Genomic DNA, 19,655 nt, shown 5'->3' on the forward strand with positions numbered 1-19,655 from the left:
AGATTTGCACAACACAGGTGGGAGCGCGGCTTGCCCGCGATGAGGCCGGATCAGCCGCCAATAATCTTCATGACTGTCGCGCCACCGGAAAACGCCACTTCCTGCTTGTCACCCAAGGCTTTCACCAAGAGTCGCTGCAAAGCCGGCAAAGCCTGATGGCGCGGCTTGTCCAGCAGGTCGCCGACATAGTGGCGGTTGCTCGACGACAGGCAGCCATGCAGCCACCCGGTTGAAGACAGGCGCAGCCGCGAGCAGGTTCGGCAGAACGGAACGCTTTCGTTGGCGATTACACCAAAATAGCCCTGACCTGGAATTTCGTAGCGCACCGCCGTCGCGTCAACCGGCGCATCGGCCTGGAGGTACTCATAGCGATCTCCGATCAGGCTCAGCAACTGCTGAAGGCTGACGAACTGTTGCAGAAAAGCGTTGTTGTCACTGGCCAGGTGCCCCATGCGCATCAGCTCGATGAAGCGCAACTCGTAACCGCGCTCCAGACAGTAATCAAGCAGCGGCATTACCTGATCGAGGTTCTGCCCGCGCAACGGCACCATGTTGACCTTGATCTTCATGCCGGCGGCACTGGCCTGGTCCATGCCATCGAGCACAGTCGCCAGATCGCCGCCGCGAGCAATGCTGCGGAATGCGCCGGCATCCAGGGTATCGAGGGAAACGTTAATGCGACGAATGCCGGCATCAACCAGCAGGGGCAGTTTTTTCGCGAGCAATTGACCATTGGTGGTCAGGCTGATGTCTTGCAGGCCCATCTGCCCGACGGCGGTCATGAAGGCTTCGAGTTTGGGGCTGACCAGCGGCTCGCCGCCGGTGATGCGCAGTCGCTCGATCCCCGCCGCTTCGATCAGATAGGCAACACCGCGAGCCATGGCTTCGGCCGACAGTTCATCCTGCGCAGCGACCAGCCGCTTGCCGTTGGGCACGCAGTAGGTACACGCGTAATTGCAGGCGGAGGTCAGGCTGATTCGCAGATTGCGGAAACGCCTGCCTTGACGGTCAACGATCATGGTCACTCCGGCACAAGGAAATCGGACGACGTAAAACTTGACTCACAAATCAAGTTTTGGCAAGTCCCATGCCTGAGTATATTCCTGAGGTACTGCGCCATATAGCGAAATCATGGCGCAATAAGGCAACTGAATGACTCAGGTGCCAGGGGGGATGTCGGTATCGCGCTTGCGCTTGTTGCCCATGCGTACGCCGATGTCCATCAGAAACTGGAAGAAGCCTTCCTGATCTTCCAGCACATTGCTCCAGAACGGCGAGTGATACAGCGCCACGGCGCCGTGCACCAGCGCCCACGAGGCGCAGTAATGGAAGTATGGCGGCACGTCTTCGAGCTTGCCTTCGCTGATCCGACCTTTGATCAGCAGGGTCAGGCGTTCGAAGTTCGAGGCGCGAATCTTGTGCAGCTCCTCGATCATCTCCGGCACCTGGTTGCCCTTGACCACCTTTTCTTCCAGGCGATCGAACAAGCGGTAACGTTGCGGATCACGCATGCGGAATTCGAAGTAGGCCCGGGACAGTGCTTCCTTGTCCTTGTCGACATCGGCCGAATGCAACAGCTCGTTCAAATCGCGCTCGTAATCGAGCATCAGGCGCAGATAGATCTCCGCTTTGGATTTGAAGTGCTTGTAGATCGTGCCTTTGCCGATACCGACGGCATCAGCAATCATCTCGACGGTGACACTGTCTTCACCTTGGTCGAGGAACAGCTTGAGCGCGGTATCGAGAATTTCTTGCTCGCGGCGACGAAATTCACGGACCTTACGAGGTTCTTTATGCATAAGAAAAGGTCTGTCGGGGTCAAAATTCGAAGCCGCGTATTATGCCTAACTTGCGGCAAAATGCACGGATCATCCATCCATATCTGTGTTTCCAGATGAATTCTGGTCGGGCCGTCATTTAATGAGAACGCTTCAGAAGCGCACGTATTCCAAAATTGTTTAAAAACCTGGCCCGGTAAACTGGACTCGGCGCGATACTGATCAATACTTCAACTGTCGGCGGGGCATCTCCCCCAAGTGCCGCGCCGATATTGGTACCAACGGACCGCGTACCATTGTTTTACTCCTAATGGTCTTAACCCGGATTCCCCCCCCAGAACCCGGGTTTTTTTTGCCTGCGATTTAACCTTTCACATGCGCCAGCGGAAACAGCCGCTTGAAGTTCTCGGTCGTCTGCCGGGCAAATCGCTCATAGGATTCACCGCGCAACATCGCCAGAAACTCTGCCACTTCCCGCACATATTGCGGCAGGTTCGGCTTGCCGCGATAAGGGATCGGCGCCAGGTACGGCGAGTCGGTTTCCACCAGCAATCGGTCGGCAGGCACTTTACTGGCCACGTCACGCAGTGCATCGGCATTGCGGAACGTGACGATGCCGGACAGAGAGATGTAATACCCCATGTCCAGCGCCGCTTTGGCCATGTCCCAATCTTCGGTGAAGCAATGCAGGACGCCGGCCTGAGGCAACGCAGCCTCGCGCAACAGGTTCAACGTGTCGGCTCGGGCACCGCGAGTATGAATGATCACTGGTTTGCCGGTTTGCTGCGCGGCTTGCAGGTGCAGGCGGAAGGATTCCTGCTGCAACTCCGCCGCTTCAGGCTCGTAGTGATAATCCAGGCCGGTTTCACCAATCGCCACCACACGCGGATGATTGAGCTCCTGCAGCAGCCAATCCAGCGCTGGCGCAGCGCCCGGCTGCACGTCCAGCGGGTGCACGCCAACCGAACAGTCGACATCGTCATAACGCTCGGCCAGGGCTTTGACGTCGGCGGCGTTGTCGACACTGACGCCGATACACAGAAAGTGCCCGACTCCACGCTGGCGGGCCGCGTCGAGCGCGGCATCCAGCGAGCCGTCATGGGCGGCGAGGTCAAGGCGATCAAGGTGACAATGGGAATCTACGAGCATAAAAGGGCTGCAACTTACATCGTATGAGTGGGACGGTCGGACTTCAGGGCTCCGGCCAGGTGGGTTTCGATTCGACTGCGCGCGGTGTTGTCGCCGTCGTTGAACTGCACGCCGACGCCAGCGGCCCGGTTGCCTTGAGCGCCTTTGGGGGTTACCCAGGTGACCTTGCCGGCGACCGGAATTTTCTCCGGTTCGTCCATCAGGTTAAGCAGCATGAATACCTCATCGCCCAACTTGTAGCTCTTGTTGGTCGGGATAAACAGGCCACCGTTCTTGATGAATGGCATGTAGGCGGCGTAGAGCACGGACTTGTCCTTGATGGTCAGGGACAAAATGCCGTTGCGCGGCCCCGGATTGACGGCTTCATTCATGCTGACCTCCACTGCTGATATTCAGAGGATAGGCCCAGTCGGTCACTTCTGGGTAGGCAAAGACGCCCATTGCACCAGCAGCGCTTCAAGCAACAGCACCCGATTGAGGTTGGCCTTGCTCATGACTTTCTGGCGCTGGGCGAGGATCCAGTCCTGAATGTTCAAGACTTTGTCCTGAGCGCTTTTCTGCGCCAGGTATTGAATCACCTTGCGCATATCGGCCAATCCCAACCCGTCTTCATCCTGAGTCAGTTGATAACGCAGGATCAGGCTCGACCAGTCGCAGAACCAGTCGAACAGCAATAACAGCGGAATTGCGTTCCAGCCTTCGGCCAGTTGTGTCGGCGATTGCTGCTGCTTGAGCAACTTCTTCACACCGTCGACCACCAGCGCTCGCTGTTCGCGCACTCCCTGAGCCTGCAAATTGACCGCGGCCAGCGGTGAGCCAGCAGCGAGGGTCAGCAGCTCGACGCGCTCTTCTTCCGAGCTGTCCGGCAACGCCTTGGCCAGCCACGCAAGACTCATGGCCTCGCTTGGCAGCGGACAGGCTTGCTGCACGCAGCGGCTTTTAATGGTAGGCAACAGCCGACTTGTCTGGTGACTGACCAGCAACAACACCGTATCGCCGGACGGCTCTTCAAGGCTTTTGAGCAAGGCGTTGGCGGCGTTGATGTTCATCGACTCGACCGGCTCGATCAATACCACTTTGCGCCCGCCCATCTGCGCGGTCTGGACCACGAAACTGACCAGTTCGCGAACCTGATCGACCTTGATCGCCTTGTCGGCTTCTTCCGGTTCGAGGATGTAGTTGTCAGGGTGGCTGCCGGCTTTGAGCAGCAGGCAGGACTTGCATTCGCCGCAAGCGTCCTGCGCGGTCGGACGCTGGCACAACAGGCTGGCCATCAGGCGCTCGGCCAGCGCTCGCTTGCCGATCCCGGCCGGGCCGTGCAGCAGATAGGCGTGTGCATGTTGTTTGCGACCCGCCAACTGCTGCCAGAGACTGTCCTGCCACGGATAGGCTTCAGCCACGGGTCAACTCCAGCAGACGCGGCAGCAAGGCGTCCAGCGACTGTTGAACCTGCGCCAGTGGCTGAGCGGCATCGACCAGCACATATCGCGCAGGATCGGCTTCAGCGCGCTTGAGAAACGCACGGCGCACCGCATCGAAAAACGTCCGGCCTTCGAGCTCGAAGCGATCCAGCCGACCGCGAGCACTGGCGCGGGCCAGCCCCACTTCAACCGGCAGATCGAAAATCAGTGTCAGGTCCGGGCGCAATTCGCCCTGAACGAAGCTTTCCAGCGTCGCGATGCGCTCCAGCGACAAGCCGCGACCGCCGCCCTGATAGGCGTAGGTCGAATCGGTAAAGCGATCGCACAATACCACCGCGCCACGGGCCAACGCCGGGCGGATCACGCCGGCCAGGTGCTGGGCTCGCGCGGCAAACACCAGCAACAACTCGGTGTCCGGGTCCATGACTTCATCGACCGGCGCCAACAGCACCTCGCGGATTCGCTCGGCCAAAGGCGTACCGCCCGGCTCGCGGGTCAGCACCACTTCGATACCGGCGGCGCGCAGGCGCTCGGCGAGGTATTCGCGGTTGGTGCTCTTGCCGGCGCCTTCGGGGCCTTCCAGGGTAATAAACAAGCCAGTCACAGGCAGTCCTTAGTCAGAATCATTGCGGGCTTTGCGGCGCAGGCGCATCCGGCTCGGGCACGGGTGCAGCAGCGGGCTGTTCAGCAGGTTCTTGAGTCGATTCCGGTTCGGGCACCGTCACTGGCGGCAACGCCTCGGGCGCCGCGTCAGGCGAAGCCGCCGGGATCGGTGCCTGCTCATTCGTCGCTTCTGGCGCGGTGACCGGCGCCGGGCTGGAGCGGTAATCGGCGCGACGCTTGATCTGGAATTCACGCACCGCGTTGTTGTGAGCATCCAGATCATCGGAGAACACGTGGCTGCCATCACCGCGTGCGACAAAATACAGACTGTTACCGGCCACCGGGTTCAGTGCCGCATGGATCGCTTCGCGGCCGACCATCGCGATCGGCGTCGGCGGCAGACCGGAGATCACGTAGGTGTTGTAAGGGGTCGCTTCCTTGAGATGGGCGCGGGTCAACTTGCCGTTGTAACGATCACCGAGACCGTAGATAACGGTCGGATCGGTCTGCAATAGCATGCCCATTTCCATGCGCCGCACGAACACGCCAGCGATTTGCCCGCGCTCTTGCGGTACGCCGGTTTCCTTTTCCACCAGCGAGGCCATGATCAGCGCCTGGTAGGGCTCGGTGTACGGCACGTCAGCCGAGCGCTGCGCCCATTCCTTGGCGAGGACGTCATCGAGGCGATCGTAGGCTTTTTTCAGCAGATCGACGTCGGTCATGCCACGCACGAAGCGGTAGGTATCCGGGAAGAACCGGCCTTCCGGAAAGATCCCGGTATGGCCCAGCTTGTCCATCACTTCAGTGTCGCTCAAGCCATTCAGCGTTTGCTCAAGCTTTTCATCCTTGGCCAGGGCTGTGCGGACTTGATGAAAATTCCAGCCTTCGACCAGGGTCAGGCTGTACTGAACCATTTCCCCGCGCTTCCACAGACCGATCAGACCTTCGACGGTCATGCCGGGCTGCATGCGGTACTCGCCACTGTGCAACGGTTGTCCGGCCAGATTGAAGCGCCAATACACCCGCAGCCAAAACGCGTCCTTGATGACACCGTCAGCTTCGAGTCGATAGAAAGTACGGGTAGGTGTCGTGCCTTTGGGCACATCCAGCAGTTCTTCCTGACTAATGTTCAGCGGCTGTTCCAGCGCCGAATGAATTTTCCAGGCAGAAGCGCCCAACAACAGCCCCGCCAGAACCAGTCCGGTTTCCAGCAGCAGCAAGAATTTACGTCTCACGTATCAAGCATCCAGTAGCGCGCGGGCAATGGTTTGGAGTTTACGGGTGAGCGGGCCAGCCGGCCAGCTCAGTGCTGCATAGGCGCGCACCGGCCAAACGCCATAAACGCTGTTGCAGACGAAGACCTCATCAGCCCATTGCAGCTGTTCCAGGGTGATGTCGGTGATTTGCGTGGGGATTCCCGACGACTCGGCTTGAAACAATAATTCCGCACGCATCACGCCGGCAACGCCGCAGCGCTTGAGATCGGCGGTGATCAACGCGCCATCGCGAACCAGGAACAGATTGCTGAACACCCCCTCAATCACACGCCCGGCCTGATCGAGCATCAGGCCTTCGGCATGCTCGGTGTCTTGCCATTCGGAACGGGCAATGACTTGCTCAAGACGGTTCAGGTGTTTGAGCCCGGCGAGCAAGGGTTGCCTGGACAGTCGTGTGGCGCAAGGAAACAGGCGAACACCCTGCTCCGCATGAACGACAGGGTAAGCGGCAGGTGCGCTGCCCTGAAGAATGCGTCGGGCCTGGGCCGCAGGATCCGGTGCGTAACCGCGCAGGCTGTCGCCGCGAGTAAGAATGAGTTTGAGCACGCCCTCGCCCAGTGCTGCGGCGTAGGCCAGCAGCTCGCTGCGGATCAGCGCGTGATCGGTGGTGATCGCCAGGCGTGAACAGCCTTGTGCCAGGCGCGACAGATGCCGGTCCAGCAACAGTGGCTGCCCGCCACGCACGGCAATGGTCTCGAACAGACCATCACCGTAAGCCAGGCCGCGATCCTTCAGCGACAGAGCGTCAGCCGGCTGACCGTCGACCCAGCTATCCATCAGTCAGCGAACCGGCGGAACACCAGCGAGCCGTTGGTACCGCCAAACCCGAAGGAGTTGGATAGCACCACATCGATGTCCATGTTGCGCGCAGTGTGCGGCACGAAGTCGAGGTCGCAACCTTCGTCCGGCTCATCGAGGTTGATGGTCGGCGGCGCCACCTGGCCGTTGATCGCCAGTACACTGAAGATCGCCTCGACCGCGCCTGCCGCACCCAGCAGGTGACCAGTCATGGACTTGGTCGAACTGACGGCCAGCTTGTAGGCGTGATCGCCGAACACCGACTTGATCGCACAGGCTTCGGCGAGGTCGCCGGCCGAAGTCGACGTGCCGTGAGCGTTGATGTACTGGACTTGATCGACGTTGACCTTGGCGTCGCGCAGAGCGTTGGTAATGCAACGTGCAGCGCCTGCACCGTCCGCAGGCGGCGAAGTCATGTGGTACGCGTCGCCACTGGTGCCGAAACCGATCAGTTCGGCATAGATGGTCGCGCCACGAGCCTTGGCGTGTTCCAGTTCTTCCAGAACCAGCGCACCGGCACCGTCCGACAGGACGAAGCCATCACGGCCCTTGTCCCATGGACGGCTGGCGCGGGTCGGCTCGTCATTGCGGGTAGACAGCGCACGGGAGGCACCGAAGCCGCCCATGCCCAGACCGCAAGCCGCCATCTCGGCACCGCCGGCAATCATCACGTCGGCTTCGTCGTACATGATGTTGCGGGCTGCCATGCCGATGCAGTGCGTGCCGGTGGTGCACGCGGTGGCGATGGCGTAGTTAGGTCCCTGTGCACCCAGATGGATCGACAGGAAACCGGAAATCATATTGATGATCGAGCCAGGCACGAAAAACGGAGAGATCCGTCGTGGGCCGGAATCATGCAGGGTACGGCTGGTCTCTTCGATATTGGTCAGACCGCCAATACCCGAACCCATGGCCACGCCGATGCGCTCACGGTTGGCGTCGGTGACTTCAAGACCGGCATTGCGAACAGCCTGAAAACCTGCGGCCAGACCGTATTGAATAAACAGGTCGAGCTTGCGGGCTTCCTTGACCGACAGATATTCCTCGACATTGAAGCCCTTTACCGAGCCGCCAAAACGGGTGGAATAGGCAGAAAGGTCGGTGTGTTCGATCAGACCAATGCCACTGCGGCCAGCCAGAATGCCCTGCCAACTGCTCGGCACATCCGTGCCCAGTGGCGACAACATACCCATACCGGTGACTACGACGCGTCTACGCGACACAGCACTCTCCTTTTTCAAATGACGACTTTGCATCAGGTCTAAAGAAAAAACCGCACGCCATGATGGCAGTGCGGTTTTTCCACGACAGCAAGCAACGATTACAAGCTATTAAGCCTGGTGGTTAGTAACGTAATCGATTGCAGCTTGTACAGTAGTGATCTTCTCAGCTTCTTCGTCAGGGATTTCGGTCTCGAATTCCTCTTCCAGAGCCATCACCAGCTCAACGGTGTCAAGGGAGTCGGCACCCAGGTCTTCAACGAAGGAAGCAGTGTTGATCACTTCTTCTTCTTTAACGCCCAGTTGCTCAGCAACGATTTTCTTGACGCGCTCTTCGATGGTGCTCATACCTTGTTTTCACTCCTAATGGACAAATTCAGGCAGCTGGCCAGTGGGTAAGTGTATAGAAAGACTTTTCAGTTTTTCAACTGAAAGCTTCACTCCTCAAACCCGGTGACCCTCTGTCTATAAATAGATTGCAGCTTTATAACGGATTTTAGACAGCTCGTATGACATTTTTTTGAAGCAATCCGTCACATTTAACTCATGTACATCCCGCCGTTCACCGGGATTGTAGCCCCAGTAACGTAAGCCGCACCGTCGGATGCAAGAAAAGCGACCACAGACGCGATCTCTTGAGCTTGCCCCAGACGGCCCAGCGGAATTTGCGTCTGCAAGGCTTCACGCTGTGCCTCGGGCAGTTCGCGGGTCATATCGGTGTCGATGAACCCAGGGGCCACCGAGTTTACCGTAATCGAACGCGAACCGACTTCACGCGCCAGGGCACGGCTGAAACCTTCCAGACCTGCCTTGGCGGCAGCGTAGTTTACTTGGCCTGCGTTGCCCATGGCACCCACAACCGAGCCAATACTGATAATTCGTCCCCAACGGGCCTTTGTCATACCGCGCAAAACGCCCTTGGACAGGCGGAACAGACTGTTCAGGTTGGTATCGACGACGTCATGCCACTCGTCGTCTTTCATGCGCATCATCAGGTTATCGCGGGTGATACCGGCATTATTGACCAGGATCGCCGGCGCACCGAACTGCTCCTGAATGCTCGCCAGCACCGCGGCAACGGATTCGTCGCTGGTGACATTGAGTTCCAGGCCGGTACCTTGAATACCATTTTCTTTCAGGGTTGCGGCGATGCGCTCGGCACCCGAGGCAGATGTCGCGGTGCCCACAACGATGGCGCCCTGACGACCCAGCTCCAGGGCGATGGCCTGGCCGATACCGCGGCTCGCACCGGTGACCAGTGCAACTTTACCTTGCAGACTCATGCAAGCTTCTCCTGATTCAGGCCTGTGCCGCACGGGCGGCAGCGAAGGCGTCTGGGGTATTGAGGTTGGATGTCGACACGCCTTCGGCGCAGCGTTTGTTCAGGCCTGCGAGCACTTTGCCAGGGCCGCATTCGACCAATTGGGTCGCGCCCTTGGCGGCCAGCGCCTGGACCGATTCGACCCAGCGCACAGGCTTATAGAGTTGCTCAAGCAGATCGCGCTTGAGGGTTTCGAGATCGGCCGGCACGTTCGCGCTGACGTTTTGTACCACAGGAATCTGTGGTTCCTGCCAGTTGATCGCAGCGATGGACTCGGCAAAACGTTCTGCCGCGGGACGCATCAGCTCGCAATGGGACGGCACGCTGACCGGCAATGGCATGGCGCGCTTGGCACCACGAGCCTTGCAGCCTTCGATGGCGCGTTCGACCGCAGCCTTGGCACCGGCGATCACGACCTGACCCGGGGAGTTGAAGTTGACCGCGCTGACCACTTCGCCTTGCGCCGCTTCGGCGCAGGCTACCAGTACGTCAGCATCGTCCAGACCGAGAATGGCAGCCATACCGCCCTGCCCGGCCGGAACGGCTTCTTGCATCAACTGACCGCGACGCTCCACCAGCTTCACCGCGTCACCCAGACTCAGGCTGCCCGCAGCGACCAGGGCGCTGTACTCGCCCAGGCTGTGACCGGCAACGTAAGCCGGACGCGCACCGCCTTCCGCCAGCCACAGACGCCACAAGGCGATCGAAGCGGTCAGAATGGCCGGTTGGGTTTTATCGGTTTGATTGAGTTGCTCTTCCGGCCCTTGCTGGGTCAGTGCCCACAGGTCGTAACCGAGCGCAGCGGAAGCTTCTTTGAATGTTTCGAGGACCACCGGATGTTGCGCGCCCAACTCGGCCAGCATGCCGAGGGACTGCGAACCCTGTCCTGGAAAGACGAATGCGAGGGAAGCAGACATGTAACAAGCCCCTAATGATCTTGTCGTCGGAGAATTGACGTCCCGCTTGGGGGACGCAAGAAACTGACAGTTGGATGGCTAATTGAACTGAGCGGTCACATTTAAGCATTGTCCGACGAAAACGCCTAAAGCAACAAATCCTCCAGACGACCGTGAATGCGTTCCGGCAGGTTTTCCTGGATCTCGATCAAGGCACGCTGAATCGCACTCTGGAAGCCCTGAACCCCGGCCGAACCATGGCTTTTCACCACAATTCCCTGCAACCCGAGGAAGCTTGCGCCGTTATGCCGAGCAGGCGCCAGGTCAGCCTGAAGACGCTTCATCAGCGGCAGCGCCAGGGCGCCCACCATTTTCGATGCCAGGTTTTTTTTGAAAAGTGCTTCTATTCGCCCGGCAATCATGGTCGCCAGACCTTCACTGGACTTGAGCAAAATATTGCCGACAAAACCGTCACACACCACCACATCTGCCTCGCCACGGTACAAACCGTCACCTTCGACAAAACCGATGTAGTTGATGCCGCGAGCACTCTGCAACAAGGTCGCCGCCAGCTTGACCTGCTGATTGCCCTTGATGTCCTCGGTGCCGATGTTCAGCAATGCGACCCGTGGACGAACGATGCCCAGGGTTTCCGCCGCCACTGAGCCCATCACCGCAAACTGCAGCAAATGCTCGGCACTGCAATCGACGTTTGCGCCCAGGTCGAGCAACTGACAGTAACCCTTCTGCGTTGGAATCGCCGCGACCATGGCGGGTCGATCTATGCCCGGCAAGGTTTTCAACACGAATCGCGACAAGGCCATCAACGCGCCGGTATTGCCGGCGCTGACGCAGGCCTGAACCTTGCCATCACGCAACAGCTCGAGCGCCACACGCATCGACGAGTCCGGCTTGCCGCGCAAGGCCTGGGCAGGTTTTTCGTCCATGGTGATGACTTCGGATGCCGGGGCAATCGACAGGCGCGAGCGATCCGCAGCCGATTGGCCGGCGATCAGTTCTTCAAGAAGGGAGGGTTGACCGACAAGGGTCAGGTGCAGCGAGGGCGTAGCATTCAGACAAGCAAGGCTGGCCTGGACAATGCTGCGGGGACCGAAGTCCCCGCCCATTGCGTCAATCGCGATGACTTGAGCAGACAAGTGATTACTCGTCAGCGCCCTTGTCGATCACTTTACGGCCACGGTATACGCCTTCTGGCGATACGTGGTGACGCAGGTGAATTTCACCGGTGGTTTTTTCTACAGACAGAGTGCTTGCCGTCAGGGCGTCGTGCGAACGACGCATGTCACGGGCAGAGCGGGATTTTTTGTTCTGCTGAACAGCCATAATTGATTAACTCCTAAACGTTTGGGTCACGCTTTAACTGCGCCAATACACTGAACGGGTTGGACCGCGTTACCTCGTCCTCGCTCGGTTCGGGCTCATCGAGACCCGCCGGCTGCTGGCATTCTTCCGGATGATGAGCAGGCACAATGGGCAAGGCGAGCAGAAGCTCCTCCTCGATCAGTGACTGCAGATCCAAAGGATCTTCGCCCAGTTCCAGCACGTCATAACCTTTCGGCAACGACTGGGTATTCGCACCCTCCTTCACCACAGCATAACTGCATTCGCTGTGGATCGGCAGGGTGACCAGCTCAAGACAACGCTGGCAAACCATTTTGACTTCGGTGTCGATAAAACTGTGGATTACCACAGACTTACGTTCATCTCGTTCAAAAACGAATTTAGCCTGCACCGTACCGACAGTGTCGGAAAGCGGGTCGCAGAGTCTCTCCAAATCGGCCAGCAGCAGTTCACCTTGAAGGGTGGTGCCACGGTCAGCCAATTTGCGCGGGTCAACGTGAGGTGGAATCGGGTCATTCAACATAGGCGCAGCATTATAGGGATGCACCCAGCCATGTCAAAGGAAATTCAGCCCTGTCCGTCACCTGGAAGCCTCGCTAGAATTTGCGCCTGTATTCTGGAGATGCGCATGCTGCCTTTATTACTCGCTTCAAGCTCGGTATATCGCCGGGAATTGCTGGCCCGCTTGCAGCTGCCGTTCACCTGCAGCTCGCCGGACATCGATGAAAATCATCGACCGAACGAAACCGCCGTCGAACTGGTAAAGCGCCTCGCTGAAGAAAAAGCCCAGGCCCTCGCCGGCAGCCACCCCGCTCACCTGATTATCGGTTCCGACCAGGTCGCGGTTCTCGGCGAGCGCATTATCGGTAAACCCCACACCTTCGAAAAGGCTCGCGAACAGTTGCTGGCCTCAAGCGGCGCCAGCGTGACCTTCCTGACCGGCCTGGCCCTGCTCAACAGCCAGACCGGACGCTGCCAGGTCGACTGCGTACCGTTCACCGTGCACATGCGCACACTCGATGCCGCACGCATCGAACGCTATCTGCGCGCCGAAACGCCTTACGACTGCGCTGGCAGCTTCAAAGCCGAAGGCTTGGGGGTGAGCCTGTTTCAAAGCACCGAAGGCCCTGACGCCACCAGCCTGATCGGCCTGCCACTGATTCGCCTGATCGACATGCTGCTGGCCGAAGGCGTGCAAATCCCCTGAGACGCCAACGCCGACAAGCCGGCTCCTTGTTACATACCCCCCATAAAAAACCGGCCACGAAGGCCGGTTTTTTATGGGGACGGCAGATCAGCGCAGCGACGGGCCGTGAAAACCCATCCACATCGCCAACTGCTCAGCCACGCTGGCGCCAAGCTTCTTCGAGAAGCGATCGAACGGCGATTCCTGAACGGTGAAGTCCACCAACTCTTTCTCGCCAATCACATCGCGCGCTACCGAACTGGCATTACCCAGGCCATCGATCAACCCCAGCGGCAGCGCCTGCTCACCGGACCAGACCAACCCGGAGAACAACTCCGGATGCTCTTTGTCCTTGAGGCGATCGCCACGCCCCTTCTTGACGCTGCTGATGAACTGCTGGTGCGTCGTATCGAGTACGCCTTGCCAGAATTGGGTCTCCTCAGGCTTCTGCGGCTGGAACGGATCAAGGAACGACTTGTGCTCGCCCGACGTGTAGGTCCGACGCTCGACACCGAGTTTCTCCATGGTGCCGACAAACCCGTAACCGGCCGCCGTCACACCAATCGAACCCACCAGACTCGCCTTGTCGGCGTAAATCTGATCTGCCGCGCTGGCGATGTAATAGGCACCGGAAGCGCCCAGATCGGAGATCACCGCGTAAACCTTGGTGTCCGGGTGCAAGCCGCGCAACCGCCGAACCTCGTCATAAACATAGCCGGATTGCACTGGACTACCGCCCGGACTGTTGATACGCAGGATGACACCTTTGACCTTCTCATCTTCGAAGGCGGCACGCAGGCTGCCGACGATGTTGTCAGCGCTGGCAGGCTCCTTGTCGGCGATCATGCCCGTCACGTCGATCAGCGCAGTGTAATTGGCACTACGGGTGGCAGCTTTTTCCATGTCCATCAGCGGCGTGAACAGAATCAACGCGCCAAACAGGTACACAAAGGTCAGCAACTTGAAGAAAATCCCCCAGCGCCGCGACCGGCGCTGTTCCTGCACGCTGGCCAGCAGCGTCTTTTCCAGCAGCTTCCAGCTCTTCTCGTCACCGCTCTCCGCACTCGCCTTGGCGGGTGCTTTCCATTCGTCGGTCATGACATCTACCCCAGCAAAAATCTATTAGGCCCGCTGATTCAGCCAGGCATGCAATTCTGAAAAACGGTCGATGGCCAGCGCCGGCTCAAACAGTTTCAGCGCCTCGATCGACTGCGCACCGTAGCTGACCGCCACCGAATCCATGCCGGCGTTGCGCGCCATCTGCAGATCGAAGGACGAATCACCAACCATCAACGCTTGCTCCGGGCGAACCTCACAATGGGCGAGGATCTGCTCAAGCATCAGCGGATGGGGTTTGCTGGCGGTTTCATCAGCCGCGCGGGTGATGTCGAAATAACCGTCCCAGCCGTGCGCCTTCAACACCCGATCCAGACCGCGACGCGCCTTGCCTGTCGCAACCGCCAAGTGATAACCCTCGGCGCGAAATGCCTCCATCGACTCGACAACCCCTTCGAACAACGGCGAAGGCACTGCTTCCGAGGCGATGTAGTGGTCCGCATAATGCTCGCGAAACGCCACCAGCTCGGTATCACTGATCTCGGGATACAACGTACGAATCGCCTCCGGCAGCCCCAGGCCGATGATGCCTTTGACAGCAAAATCATCGCGCAACTGGAAGCCGGAACGCTCGGACGCGACGTGCATCGCCTCGACAATCCGACCAATGGAGTCGGCGAGAGTGCCGTCCCAATCAAAAATCAGCAGCTTGTAGTCAGATGGGTGCACTCAGGCGCTCCACGGTCTTGGCCCACATTTCATCCACCGGCGCTTGCAACTTCAACTCGCCGCCATCCGGCAGCGGCACAGTCAGCATGTAAGCATGCAGAAACAGGCGCTTACCGCCGAGGTCGCGGATTTCCTTACTGAAACCTTCGTCGCCGTACTTGGTGTCGCCGGCGATGCAATGCCCGGCATGCAAGGTGTGAACGCGAATCTGGTGAGTCCGCCCGGTGATCGGCTTGGCTTCGATCAGGGTGGCAAAGTCGCCGAAACGACGCAGGACCTTGAACACGGTCACAGACTCCTTGCCCTCCTCCTCGTCGACTTCGACCATGCGCTCGCCGGAACGCAGATTGCTCTTGCCGAGCGACGCCCGGACCTGCTTGATCGAGGCCGCCCAGTTACCGCGCACCAGCGCCATATAGCGCTTATCGACGCCATCGCCGCGCAAGGCCGTGTGCAAGTGACGCAGCATGCTGCGCTTCTTGGCGATCATCAGAAGGCCGGAAGTGTCACGGTCCAGGCGGTGAACCAGCTCGAGCTCCTTGCAATCCGGACGCAACTGACGAAAGGCTTCGATCACGCCATAAGTCAGCCCGCTGCCGCCATGAACCGCAATGCCGCAAGGCTTGTTGATCACGATTAGCGCTTTGTCTTCATAGACAATCGAGGCTTCGAGTCGCTGCAGCAGGCCTTGGGCCAGCGGCACAGGTTCGTCGCGCTCGGGCACGCGAACCGGCGGCACGCGCACGATATCGCCCGCCTGCAGCTTGTATTCGGGCTTGATCCGACCTTTGTTCACTCGCACTTCACCTTTGCGCAAAATGCGGTAAATCAGTGTCTTGGGCACGCCTTTGAGCCGAGCGAGAAGGAAGTTATCAATACGTTGGCCGGCATATTCCGGCGAGACCTCAAGCAGTTGTACGGCTGGGGTCGAGGGGGCAGTAGTCGTCATGGCGCGGATGATATCAATTTTTTATGGAATTGAAGCACTTAATCATTACTGCTATAGTCGCGAACGCCGCCAAAAGCGGCCTGGACAGCGGACCAACGGTCAAAAACCGGCCCTGACCAATGCAATTCACCAGGACGCGAGGCCGTCCTACGGGGCTTTTGCTACGTAACGGTGGAGTTTGCAGGTGTAACGAGCGCAGGTGACATGAGGCCTGAATCACGCCGCAAAGCAGAGTTTTCACTCGCTACGCGAGCCAATATTCACGGCCAGTTCACAAAGTGCAGTCAGCTGCGAATGACCCCGAGCGAACGCTTCGGAAACAACGCCTAAATTAGCCATGATGCGTGACCTCCCCTTTCGGAGCTCACGGTAAATGCCAACCCGCTGCGGATTCTGCGCGCGGCAGCACCCGAATTATCAGGGATACGTGTAGGGTGGAGATGCACAACCGCTGGACTGTGTAGCAATAGGCTTTATCAAGACGCTTCATCTCGTCCACAGCCGCTGGTTGATTCCTCCTCCTGACTGAGTGCTTAAGTAGCCACAGCAAGCAGGACGCGTACGTCGCGACAAAGGCCCACATTGGCCGGACATCGCTGGACACGGGAATGGCCAACCACTCCTGACGCACCTGACACCGACCGTGAGAAGTCGTGTGTGCCGAACGCCGTTTCCGGCAGCCCGGAAACCGACGGTACTACATGAAAAGAATGCTGATTAACGCAACTCAACCCGAAGAGTTGCGTGTTGCACTGGTAGATGGCCAACGCCTCTACGACCTGGACATCGAATCCGGTGCACGCGAGCAGAAGAAGGCCAACATCTATAAAGGCCGGATTACTCGCATCGAACCAAGCCTTGAGGCTGCCTTTGTCGATTTCGGCTCCGAGCGCCACGGCTTCCTGCCCCTCAAAGAAATCTCCCGCGAATACTTCAAGAAAGCCCCTGAAGGCCGCGTCAACATCAAGGACGTCCTGAGCGAAGGCCAGGAAGTCATCGTTCAGGTCGAAAAAGAAGAACGTGGCAACAAGGGCGCCGCCCTGACCACCTTCATCAGCCTGGCCGGTCGTTACCTGGTTCTGATGCCGAACAACCCGCGTGCCGGCGGTATCTCCCGTCGCATCGAAGGTGAAGAGCGCAACGAACTGCGTGAAGCCCTGAACGGTCTGGTTGCCCCGGCCGACATGGGTCTGATCGTGCGCACTGCCGGCCTGGGCCGCAGCAGCGAAGAAATGCAGTGGGACCTCGATTACCTGCTGCAACTCTGGACCGCCATCAAAGAAGCCTCGCTGGATCGCTCCGCGCCATTCCTGATCTACCAGGAAAGCAACGTGATCATCCGCGCCATCCGCGATTACCTGCGCCAGGACATCGGCGAAGTGCTGATCGACAGCGTTGAAGCCCAGGACGAAGCCCTGACCTTCATTCGCCAGGTGATGCCGCAATACGCCAGCAAGATCAAGCTGTACGAAGACAGCGTTCCGCTGTTCAACCGTTTCCAGATCGAAAGCCAGATCGAGACCGCATTCCAGCGCGTCGTTGAACTGCCTTCCGGCGGCTCCATCGTGATCGATCCGACCGAAGCCCTGGTGTCCATCGACATCAACTCGGCGCGCGCCACCAAAGGCAGCGACATCGAAGAAACCGCCCTGCAGACCAACCTTGAAGCGGCCGAAGAAATCGCCCGTCAGTTGCGCTTGCGCGACATCGGCGGCCTGATCGTCATCGACTTCATCGACATGACCCCTGCCAAGAACCAGCGCGCCGTGGAAGAGAAAGTCCGCGAGTGCCTGGAAGCCGACCGCGCTCGCGTGCAAGTCGGTCGCATCTCGCGCTTCGGCCTGCTGGAAATGTCCCGTCAGCGCCTGCGTCCATCGCTTGGCGAAAGCAGCGGCATTGTTTGCCCGCGTTGCAACGGCACCGGCATCATCCGTGACGTTGAATCGCTGTCGCTGGCGATCCTGCGCCTGATCGAAGAAGAAGCCCTGAAAGACCGCACCGCCGAAGTTCGTGCACAAGTGCCGATTCCGGTCGCAGCCTTCCTGCTCAACGAAAAACGCAACTCGATCACCAAGATCGAACTGCGTACCCGCGCCCGCATTGTCATTCTGCCGAACGATCACCTCGAAACGCCGCACTTCGAAGTTCAGCGTCTGCGCGATGACAGCCCGGAAGCTGCGGTCGGCCAGTCCAGCTACGAAATCGCTGCTGCCGCTGCCGAAGTCGAAGAAGTCCAGCCTGCCGCTGCGACCCGCACCCTGGTTCGCCAGGAAGCCGCGGTCAAGACTGCGCCGGCCCGCGCCAACGCTCCGGTTCCGACCGAAGTCGTCGCCGCACCTGTTGCTGCACCGGCCGTCGTGCCAGAGCCAAGCCTGTTCAAAGGCCTGGTGAAGTCGCTGGTCGGTCTGTTTGCAACCAAGGAAGAGCCTGCTGCTCCGGTTGCGGTTGAAAAACCGGCGACCACCGAGCGCCCGGCCCGCAACGAAGAGCGTCGCAACGGCCGCCAGCAGAGCCGCAACCGTAACGGTCGCCGCGATGAAGAGCGCAAGCCTCGCGAGGAACGTGCACCGCGTGAAGAACGTGCACCACGTGAACCACGCGAAGCCCGTGAAGAAACTCCGGCAGTCGCTCGCGAAGAGCGCGCACCACGTGAAGAGCGTGCACCACGTGCCCCTCGTGAAGAACGCGCACCGCGCGCGCCTCGCGAAGATCGCAAGCCACGTGGCGAGCGTGAAGAACGAGTTCGTGAACTGCGTGAACCGCTCGACGCTGCCGCTCCGACTGCTGCTCCGGCTGCTGCTACTGCTGAAGAGCGTCCAGCTCGTCAGCCACGTGAAGAACGTGCACCACGCCCTCCGCGTGAAGAACGTCAACCGCGTGCCGAGCAAGCCGCTGCCGCTGTTGCCGAAGAAGAGCTGACCGGCAACGAGGAGCAACTGCAGGAAGACGGTCAGGAAGGCGCCGAAGGCGATCGTCCACGCCGCCGCTCCCGTGGCCAGCGTCGTCGCAGCAACCGTCGCGAGCGTCAACGCGATGCCAACGGCAACGTGATCGAAGGTTCGGAAGAATCGGAATCCGCTGAAGGTAACGAAGCCGCCGAAAGCAACGCAGCGCCAAGCGCTGCCGATCTGGCCGCCGGCCTGGCTGTTACCGCAGCCGTTGCCAGCAGCGTGATCAGCGCTCCGGCGGAAGCACAGGCCAACGAGCAAGCCGAACGCGCTACTGCTGCCACACTGGAAACTGCTCCAGTCGAAGCGCCAGTCGTTGAAGCGACCACGCCTGTAGAAGCAACCTCCGCTTCGGAAGTCGAAGTGGCCCCGGTTCGTGAAGCACAGCCTGAAGTCGAAGCAGCCGCTGAGCCAGCCTTTGTTGCTGAAGCGCCTGCCGTGGTTGAAGAGTCGGTTGTTGAAGCTGAAACCGTCGCTGAAACCGTGACCGAAACCGTTCGTGAAGTTCGCGAAGAGCAAACCGCTTTCAACTGGGTTGCCGAGCCGGTAATCGTCGAAACTCCAGCGCCGGTCGCTGAAGTAGCGGCTGTTGAGCCTGCGGTTGTGGCTTCTGAACCAGAAGCTGCTCCGGTTGTTGAAGCCCCTGTTGTCGCCGAAGTGGCTGCGCCAGTGGTTGAAGCTGCCCCGGCCAGCGCCCTGACGCCAAGTGGCCGCGCGCCGAACGACCCGCGTGAAGTGCGTCGTCGCAAGCGTGAAGAAGAGCGCCTGCAGAAGGAAGCCGAACTGGCTGCCGCTGCTGCTCCGGTAGAAGTGGCACCGGTTGTGGCTGAAGTCGTCGAGGCAGCTCCTGCCCCGGCTGCTGAAGTCACTGCCGAGCCAGTTGACTCCGTGATCGACGAAGCACCGCGCTCCGTCCAGGAAGCGGTAGAGCAACACGAGCAAGCCCTGGAAAAAGAGCACGA

The 19,655-nt window shown here is 59.5% G+C and carries 20 protein-coding genes; 2 read left to right on the forward strand and 18 right to left on the reverse strand.

What is annotated here, in order from left to right:
- Positions 1-50 precede the first annotated feature (50 nt).
- From Q7W83_RS20755 to Q7W83_RS20825, 15 genes are all read right to left on the reverse strand, one after another.
- Positions 51-1,019, reverse strand: coding sequence for a GTP 3',8-cyclase MoaA (locus Q7W83_RS20755; protein ID WP_150631722.1), 969 nt, complete (start codon positions 1,017-1,019; stop codon positions 51-53).
- Positions 1,020-1,157: 138 nt separating this feature from the next.
- Positions 1,158-1,799 carry a TetR/AcrR family transcriptional regulator gene (locus Q7W83_RS20760; RefSeq protein ID WP_150631723.1) on the reverse strand — a complete coding sequence of 214 codons (642 nt, stop codon included), beginning with the start codon at positions 1,797-1,799 and terminating at the stop codon, positions 1,158-1,160.
- Between the two features lie 342 nt (positions 1,800-2,141).
- On the reverse strand, positions 2,142-2,927 hold the full coding sequence (locus Q7W83_RS20765) for a TatD family hydrolase (protein ID WP_150636034.1): 786 nt from the start codon (positions 2,925-2,927) through the stop codon (positions 2,142-2,144).
- Positions 2,928-2,941: 14 nt separating this feature from the next.
- Entirely contained in the window at positions 2,942-3,298 is a 357-nt protein-coding gene (locus Q7W83_RS20770; RefSeq protein WP_150631725.1) for a PilZ domain-containing protein, read from the reverse strand.
- A 42-nt stretch (positions 3,299-3,340) separates the two neighbouring features.
- Positions 3,341-4,327 carry a DNA polymerase III subunit delta' gene (locus Q7W83_RS20775; protein ID WP_008031605.1) on the reverse strand — a complete coding sequence of 329 codons (987 nt, stop codon included), beginning with the start codon at positions 4,325-4,327 and terminating at the stop codon, positions 3,341-3,343.
- A complete protein-coding gene (gene tmk / locus Q7W83_RS20780; RefSeq protein WP_150631726.1) occupies positions 4,320-4,952 on the reverse strand; it encodes a dTMP kinase in 633 nt (210 codons plus the stop codon). Before tmk ends, Q7W83_RS20775 begins: the two co-directional genes overlap by 8 nt.
- A gap of 19 nt (positions 4,953-4,971) precedes the next feature.
- A complete protein-coding gene (mltG, locus tag Q7W83_RS20785) occupies positions 4,972-6,186 on the reverse strand; it encodes an endolytic transglycosylase MltG (protein ID WP_458377147.1) in 1,215 nt (404 codons plus the stop codon).
- Between the two features lie 3 nt (positions 6,187-6,189).
- Positions 6,190-7,005, reverse strand: a complete 816-nt coding sequence (gene pabC / locus Q7W83_RS20790; protein WP_150636037.1) for an aminodeoxychorismate lyase — start codon at positions 7,003-7,005, stop codon at positions 6,190-6,192.
- Positions 7,005-8,249: a beta-ketoacyl-ACP synthase II gene (gene fabF / locus Q7W83_RS20795; protein ID WP_150631729.1), complete on the reverse strand. Its 1,245-nt coding sequence runs from the start codon at positions 8,247-8,249 to the stop codon at positions 7,005-7,007. The genes pabC and fabF overlap by 1 nt, the downstream gene beginning before the upstream one ends.
- Before the next feature lie 108 nt (positions 8,250-8,357).
- Positions 8,358-8,594, reverse strand: coding sequence for an acyl carrier protein (acpP, locus tag Q7W83_RS20800; protein WP_150631730.1), 237 nt, complete (start codon positions 8,592-8,594; stop codon positions 8,358-8,360).
- A 191-nt stretch (positions 8,595-8,785) separates the two neighbouring features.
- On the reverse strand, positions 8,786-9,529 hold the full coding sequence (fabG, locus tag Q7W83_RS20805) for a 3-oxoacyl-ACP reductase FabG (protein WP_007942004.1): 744 nt from the start codon (positions 9,527-9,529) through the stop codon (positions 8,786-8,788).
- 16 nt (positions 9,530-9,545) lie between these two features.
- The gene (fabD, locus tag Q7W83_RS20810; protein WP_473656777.1) at positions 9,546-10,484 is read right to left on the reverse strand and encodes an ACP S-malonyltransferase; all 939 of its coding nucleotides are present in this window, start codon (positions 10,482-10,484) and stop codon (positions 9,546-9,548) included.
- A 125-nt stretch (positions 10,485-10,609) separates the two neighbouring features.
- Positions 10,610-11,620, reverse strand: coding sequence for a phosphate acyltransferase PlsX (plsX, locus tag Q7W83_RS20815; protein WP_150631733.1), 1,011 nt, complete (start codon positions 11,618-11,620; stop codon positions 10,610-10,612).
- Between the two features lie 4 nt (positions 11,621-11,624).
- Positions 11,625-11,807, reverse strand: coding sequence for a 50S ribosomal protein L32 (rpmF, locus tag Q7W83_RS20820; protein WP_008152339.1), 183 nt, complete (start codon positions 11,805-11,807; stop codon positions 11,625-11,627).
- A 13-nt stretch (positions 11,808-11,820) separates the two neighbouring features.
- Positions 11,821-12,348, reverse strand: a complete 528-nt coding sequence (locus Q7W83_RS20825) for a YceD family protein (RefSeq protein WP_004371317.1) — start codon at positions 12,346-12,348, stop codon at positions 11,821-11,823.
- Positions 12,349-12,453: 105 nt separating this feature from the next.
- Here Q7W83_RS20825 and Q7W83_RS20830 point away from each other — a divergent pair, with 105 nt between their 5' ends.
- Positions 12,454-13,032, forward strand: coding sequence for a Maf family protein (locus Q7W83_RS20830; protein WP_150636040.1), 579 nt, complete (start codon positions 12,454-12,456; stop codon positions 13,030-13,032).
- Between the two features lie 87 nt (positions 13,033-13,119).
- Here Q7W83_RS20830 and sppA read toward each other — a convergent pair whose 3' ends face one another.
- Genes sppA through rluC form a run of 3 tightly spaced genes read right to left on the reverse strand, consistent with a single transcriptional unit; the run spans position 13,120 to position 15,745 of the window.
- Positions 13,120-14,109: a signal peptide peptidase SppA gene (gene sppA / locus Q7W83_RS20835; RefSeq protein WP_473656780.1), complete on the reverse strand. Its 990-nt coding sequence runs from the start codon at positions 14,107-14,109 to the stop codon at positions 13,120-13,122.
- A gap of 24 nt (positions 14,110-14,133) precedes the next feature.
- Positions 14,134-14,796 carry an HAD-IA family hydrolase gene (locus Q7W83_RS20840; protein ID WP_150631736.1) on the reverse strand — a complete coding sequence of 221 codons (663 nt, stop codon included), beginning with the start codon at positions 14,794-14,796 and terminating at the stop codon, positions 14,134-14,136.
- Positions 14,783-15,745 carry a 23S rRNA pseudouridine(955/2504/2580) synthase RluC gene (gene rluC / locus Q7W83_RS20845; protein ID WP_150631737.1) on the reverse strand — a complete coding sequence of 321 codons (963 nt, stop codon included), beginning with the start codon at positions 15,743-15,745 and terminating at the stop codon, positions 14,783-14,785. The genes Q7W83_RS20840 and rluC overlap by 14 nt, the downstream gene beginning before the upstream one ends.
- Before the next feature lie 701 nt (positions 15,746-16,446).
- Here rluC and rne point away from each other — a divergent pair.
- Positions 16,447-19,655, forward strand: a 3,209-nt coding sequence (rne, locus tag Q7W83_RS20850; RefSeq protein WP_473656784.1) for a ribonuclease E, incomplete at its 3' end; no start/stop codon positions are given.

The organism is Pseudomonas sp. 300, from assembly GCF_055803035.1.

Coding starts and splice junctions, on each gene's coding strand:
- Q7W83_RS20755 (WP_150631722.1), bottom strand. CDS start 1,019: ATGATCGTTGACCGTCAAGGCAGGCGTTTCCGCAATCTGCGAATCAGC.
- Q7W83_RS20760 (WP_150631723.1), bottom strand. CDS start 1,799: ATGCATAAAGAACCTCGTAAGGTCCGTGAATTTCGTCGCCGCGAGCAA.
- Q7W83_RS20765 (WP_150636034.1), bottom strand. CDS start 2,927: ATGCTCGTAGATTCCCATTGTCACCTTGATCGCCTTGACCTCGCCGCC.
- Q7W83_RS20770 (WP_150631725.1), bottom strand. CDS start 3,298: ATGAATGAAGCCGTCAATCCGGGGCCGCGCAACGGCATTTTGTCCCTG.
- pabC (WP_150636037.1), bottom strand. CDS start 7,005: ATGGATAGCTGGGTCGACGGTCAGCCGGCTGACGCTCTGTCGCTGAAG.
- acpP (WP_150631730.1), bottom strand. CDS start 8,594: ATGAGCACCATCGAAGAGCGCGTCAAGAAAATCGTTGCTGAGCAACTG.
- fabG (WP_007942004.1), bottom strand. CDS start 9,529: ATGAGTCTGCAAGGTAAAGTTGCACTGGTCACCGGTGCGAGCCGCGGT.
- fabD (WP_473656777.1), bottom strand. CDS start 10,484: ATGTCTGCTTCCCTCGCATTCGTCTTTCCAGGACAGGGTTCGCAGTCC.
- rpmF (WP_008152339.1), bottom strand. CDS start 11,807: ATGGCTGTTCAGCAGAACAAAAAATCCCGCTCTGCCCGTGACATGCGT.
- Q7W83_RS20825 (WP_004371317.1), bottom strand. CDS start 12,348: ATGTTGAATGACCCGATTCCACCTCACGTTGACCCGCGCAAATTGGCT.
- Q7W83_RS20830 (WP_150636040.1), top strand. CDS start 12,454: ATGCTGCCTTTATTACTCGCTTCAAGCTCGGTATATCGCCGGGAATTG.
- sppA (WP_473656780.1), bottom strand. CDS start 14,109: ATGACCGACGAATGGAAAGCACCCGCCAAGGCGAGTGCGGAGAGCGGT.
- rluC (WP_150631737.1), bottom strand. CDS start 15,745: ATGACGACTACTGCCCCCTCGACCCCAGCCGTACAACTGCTTGAGGTC.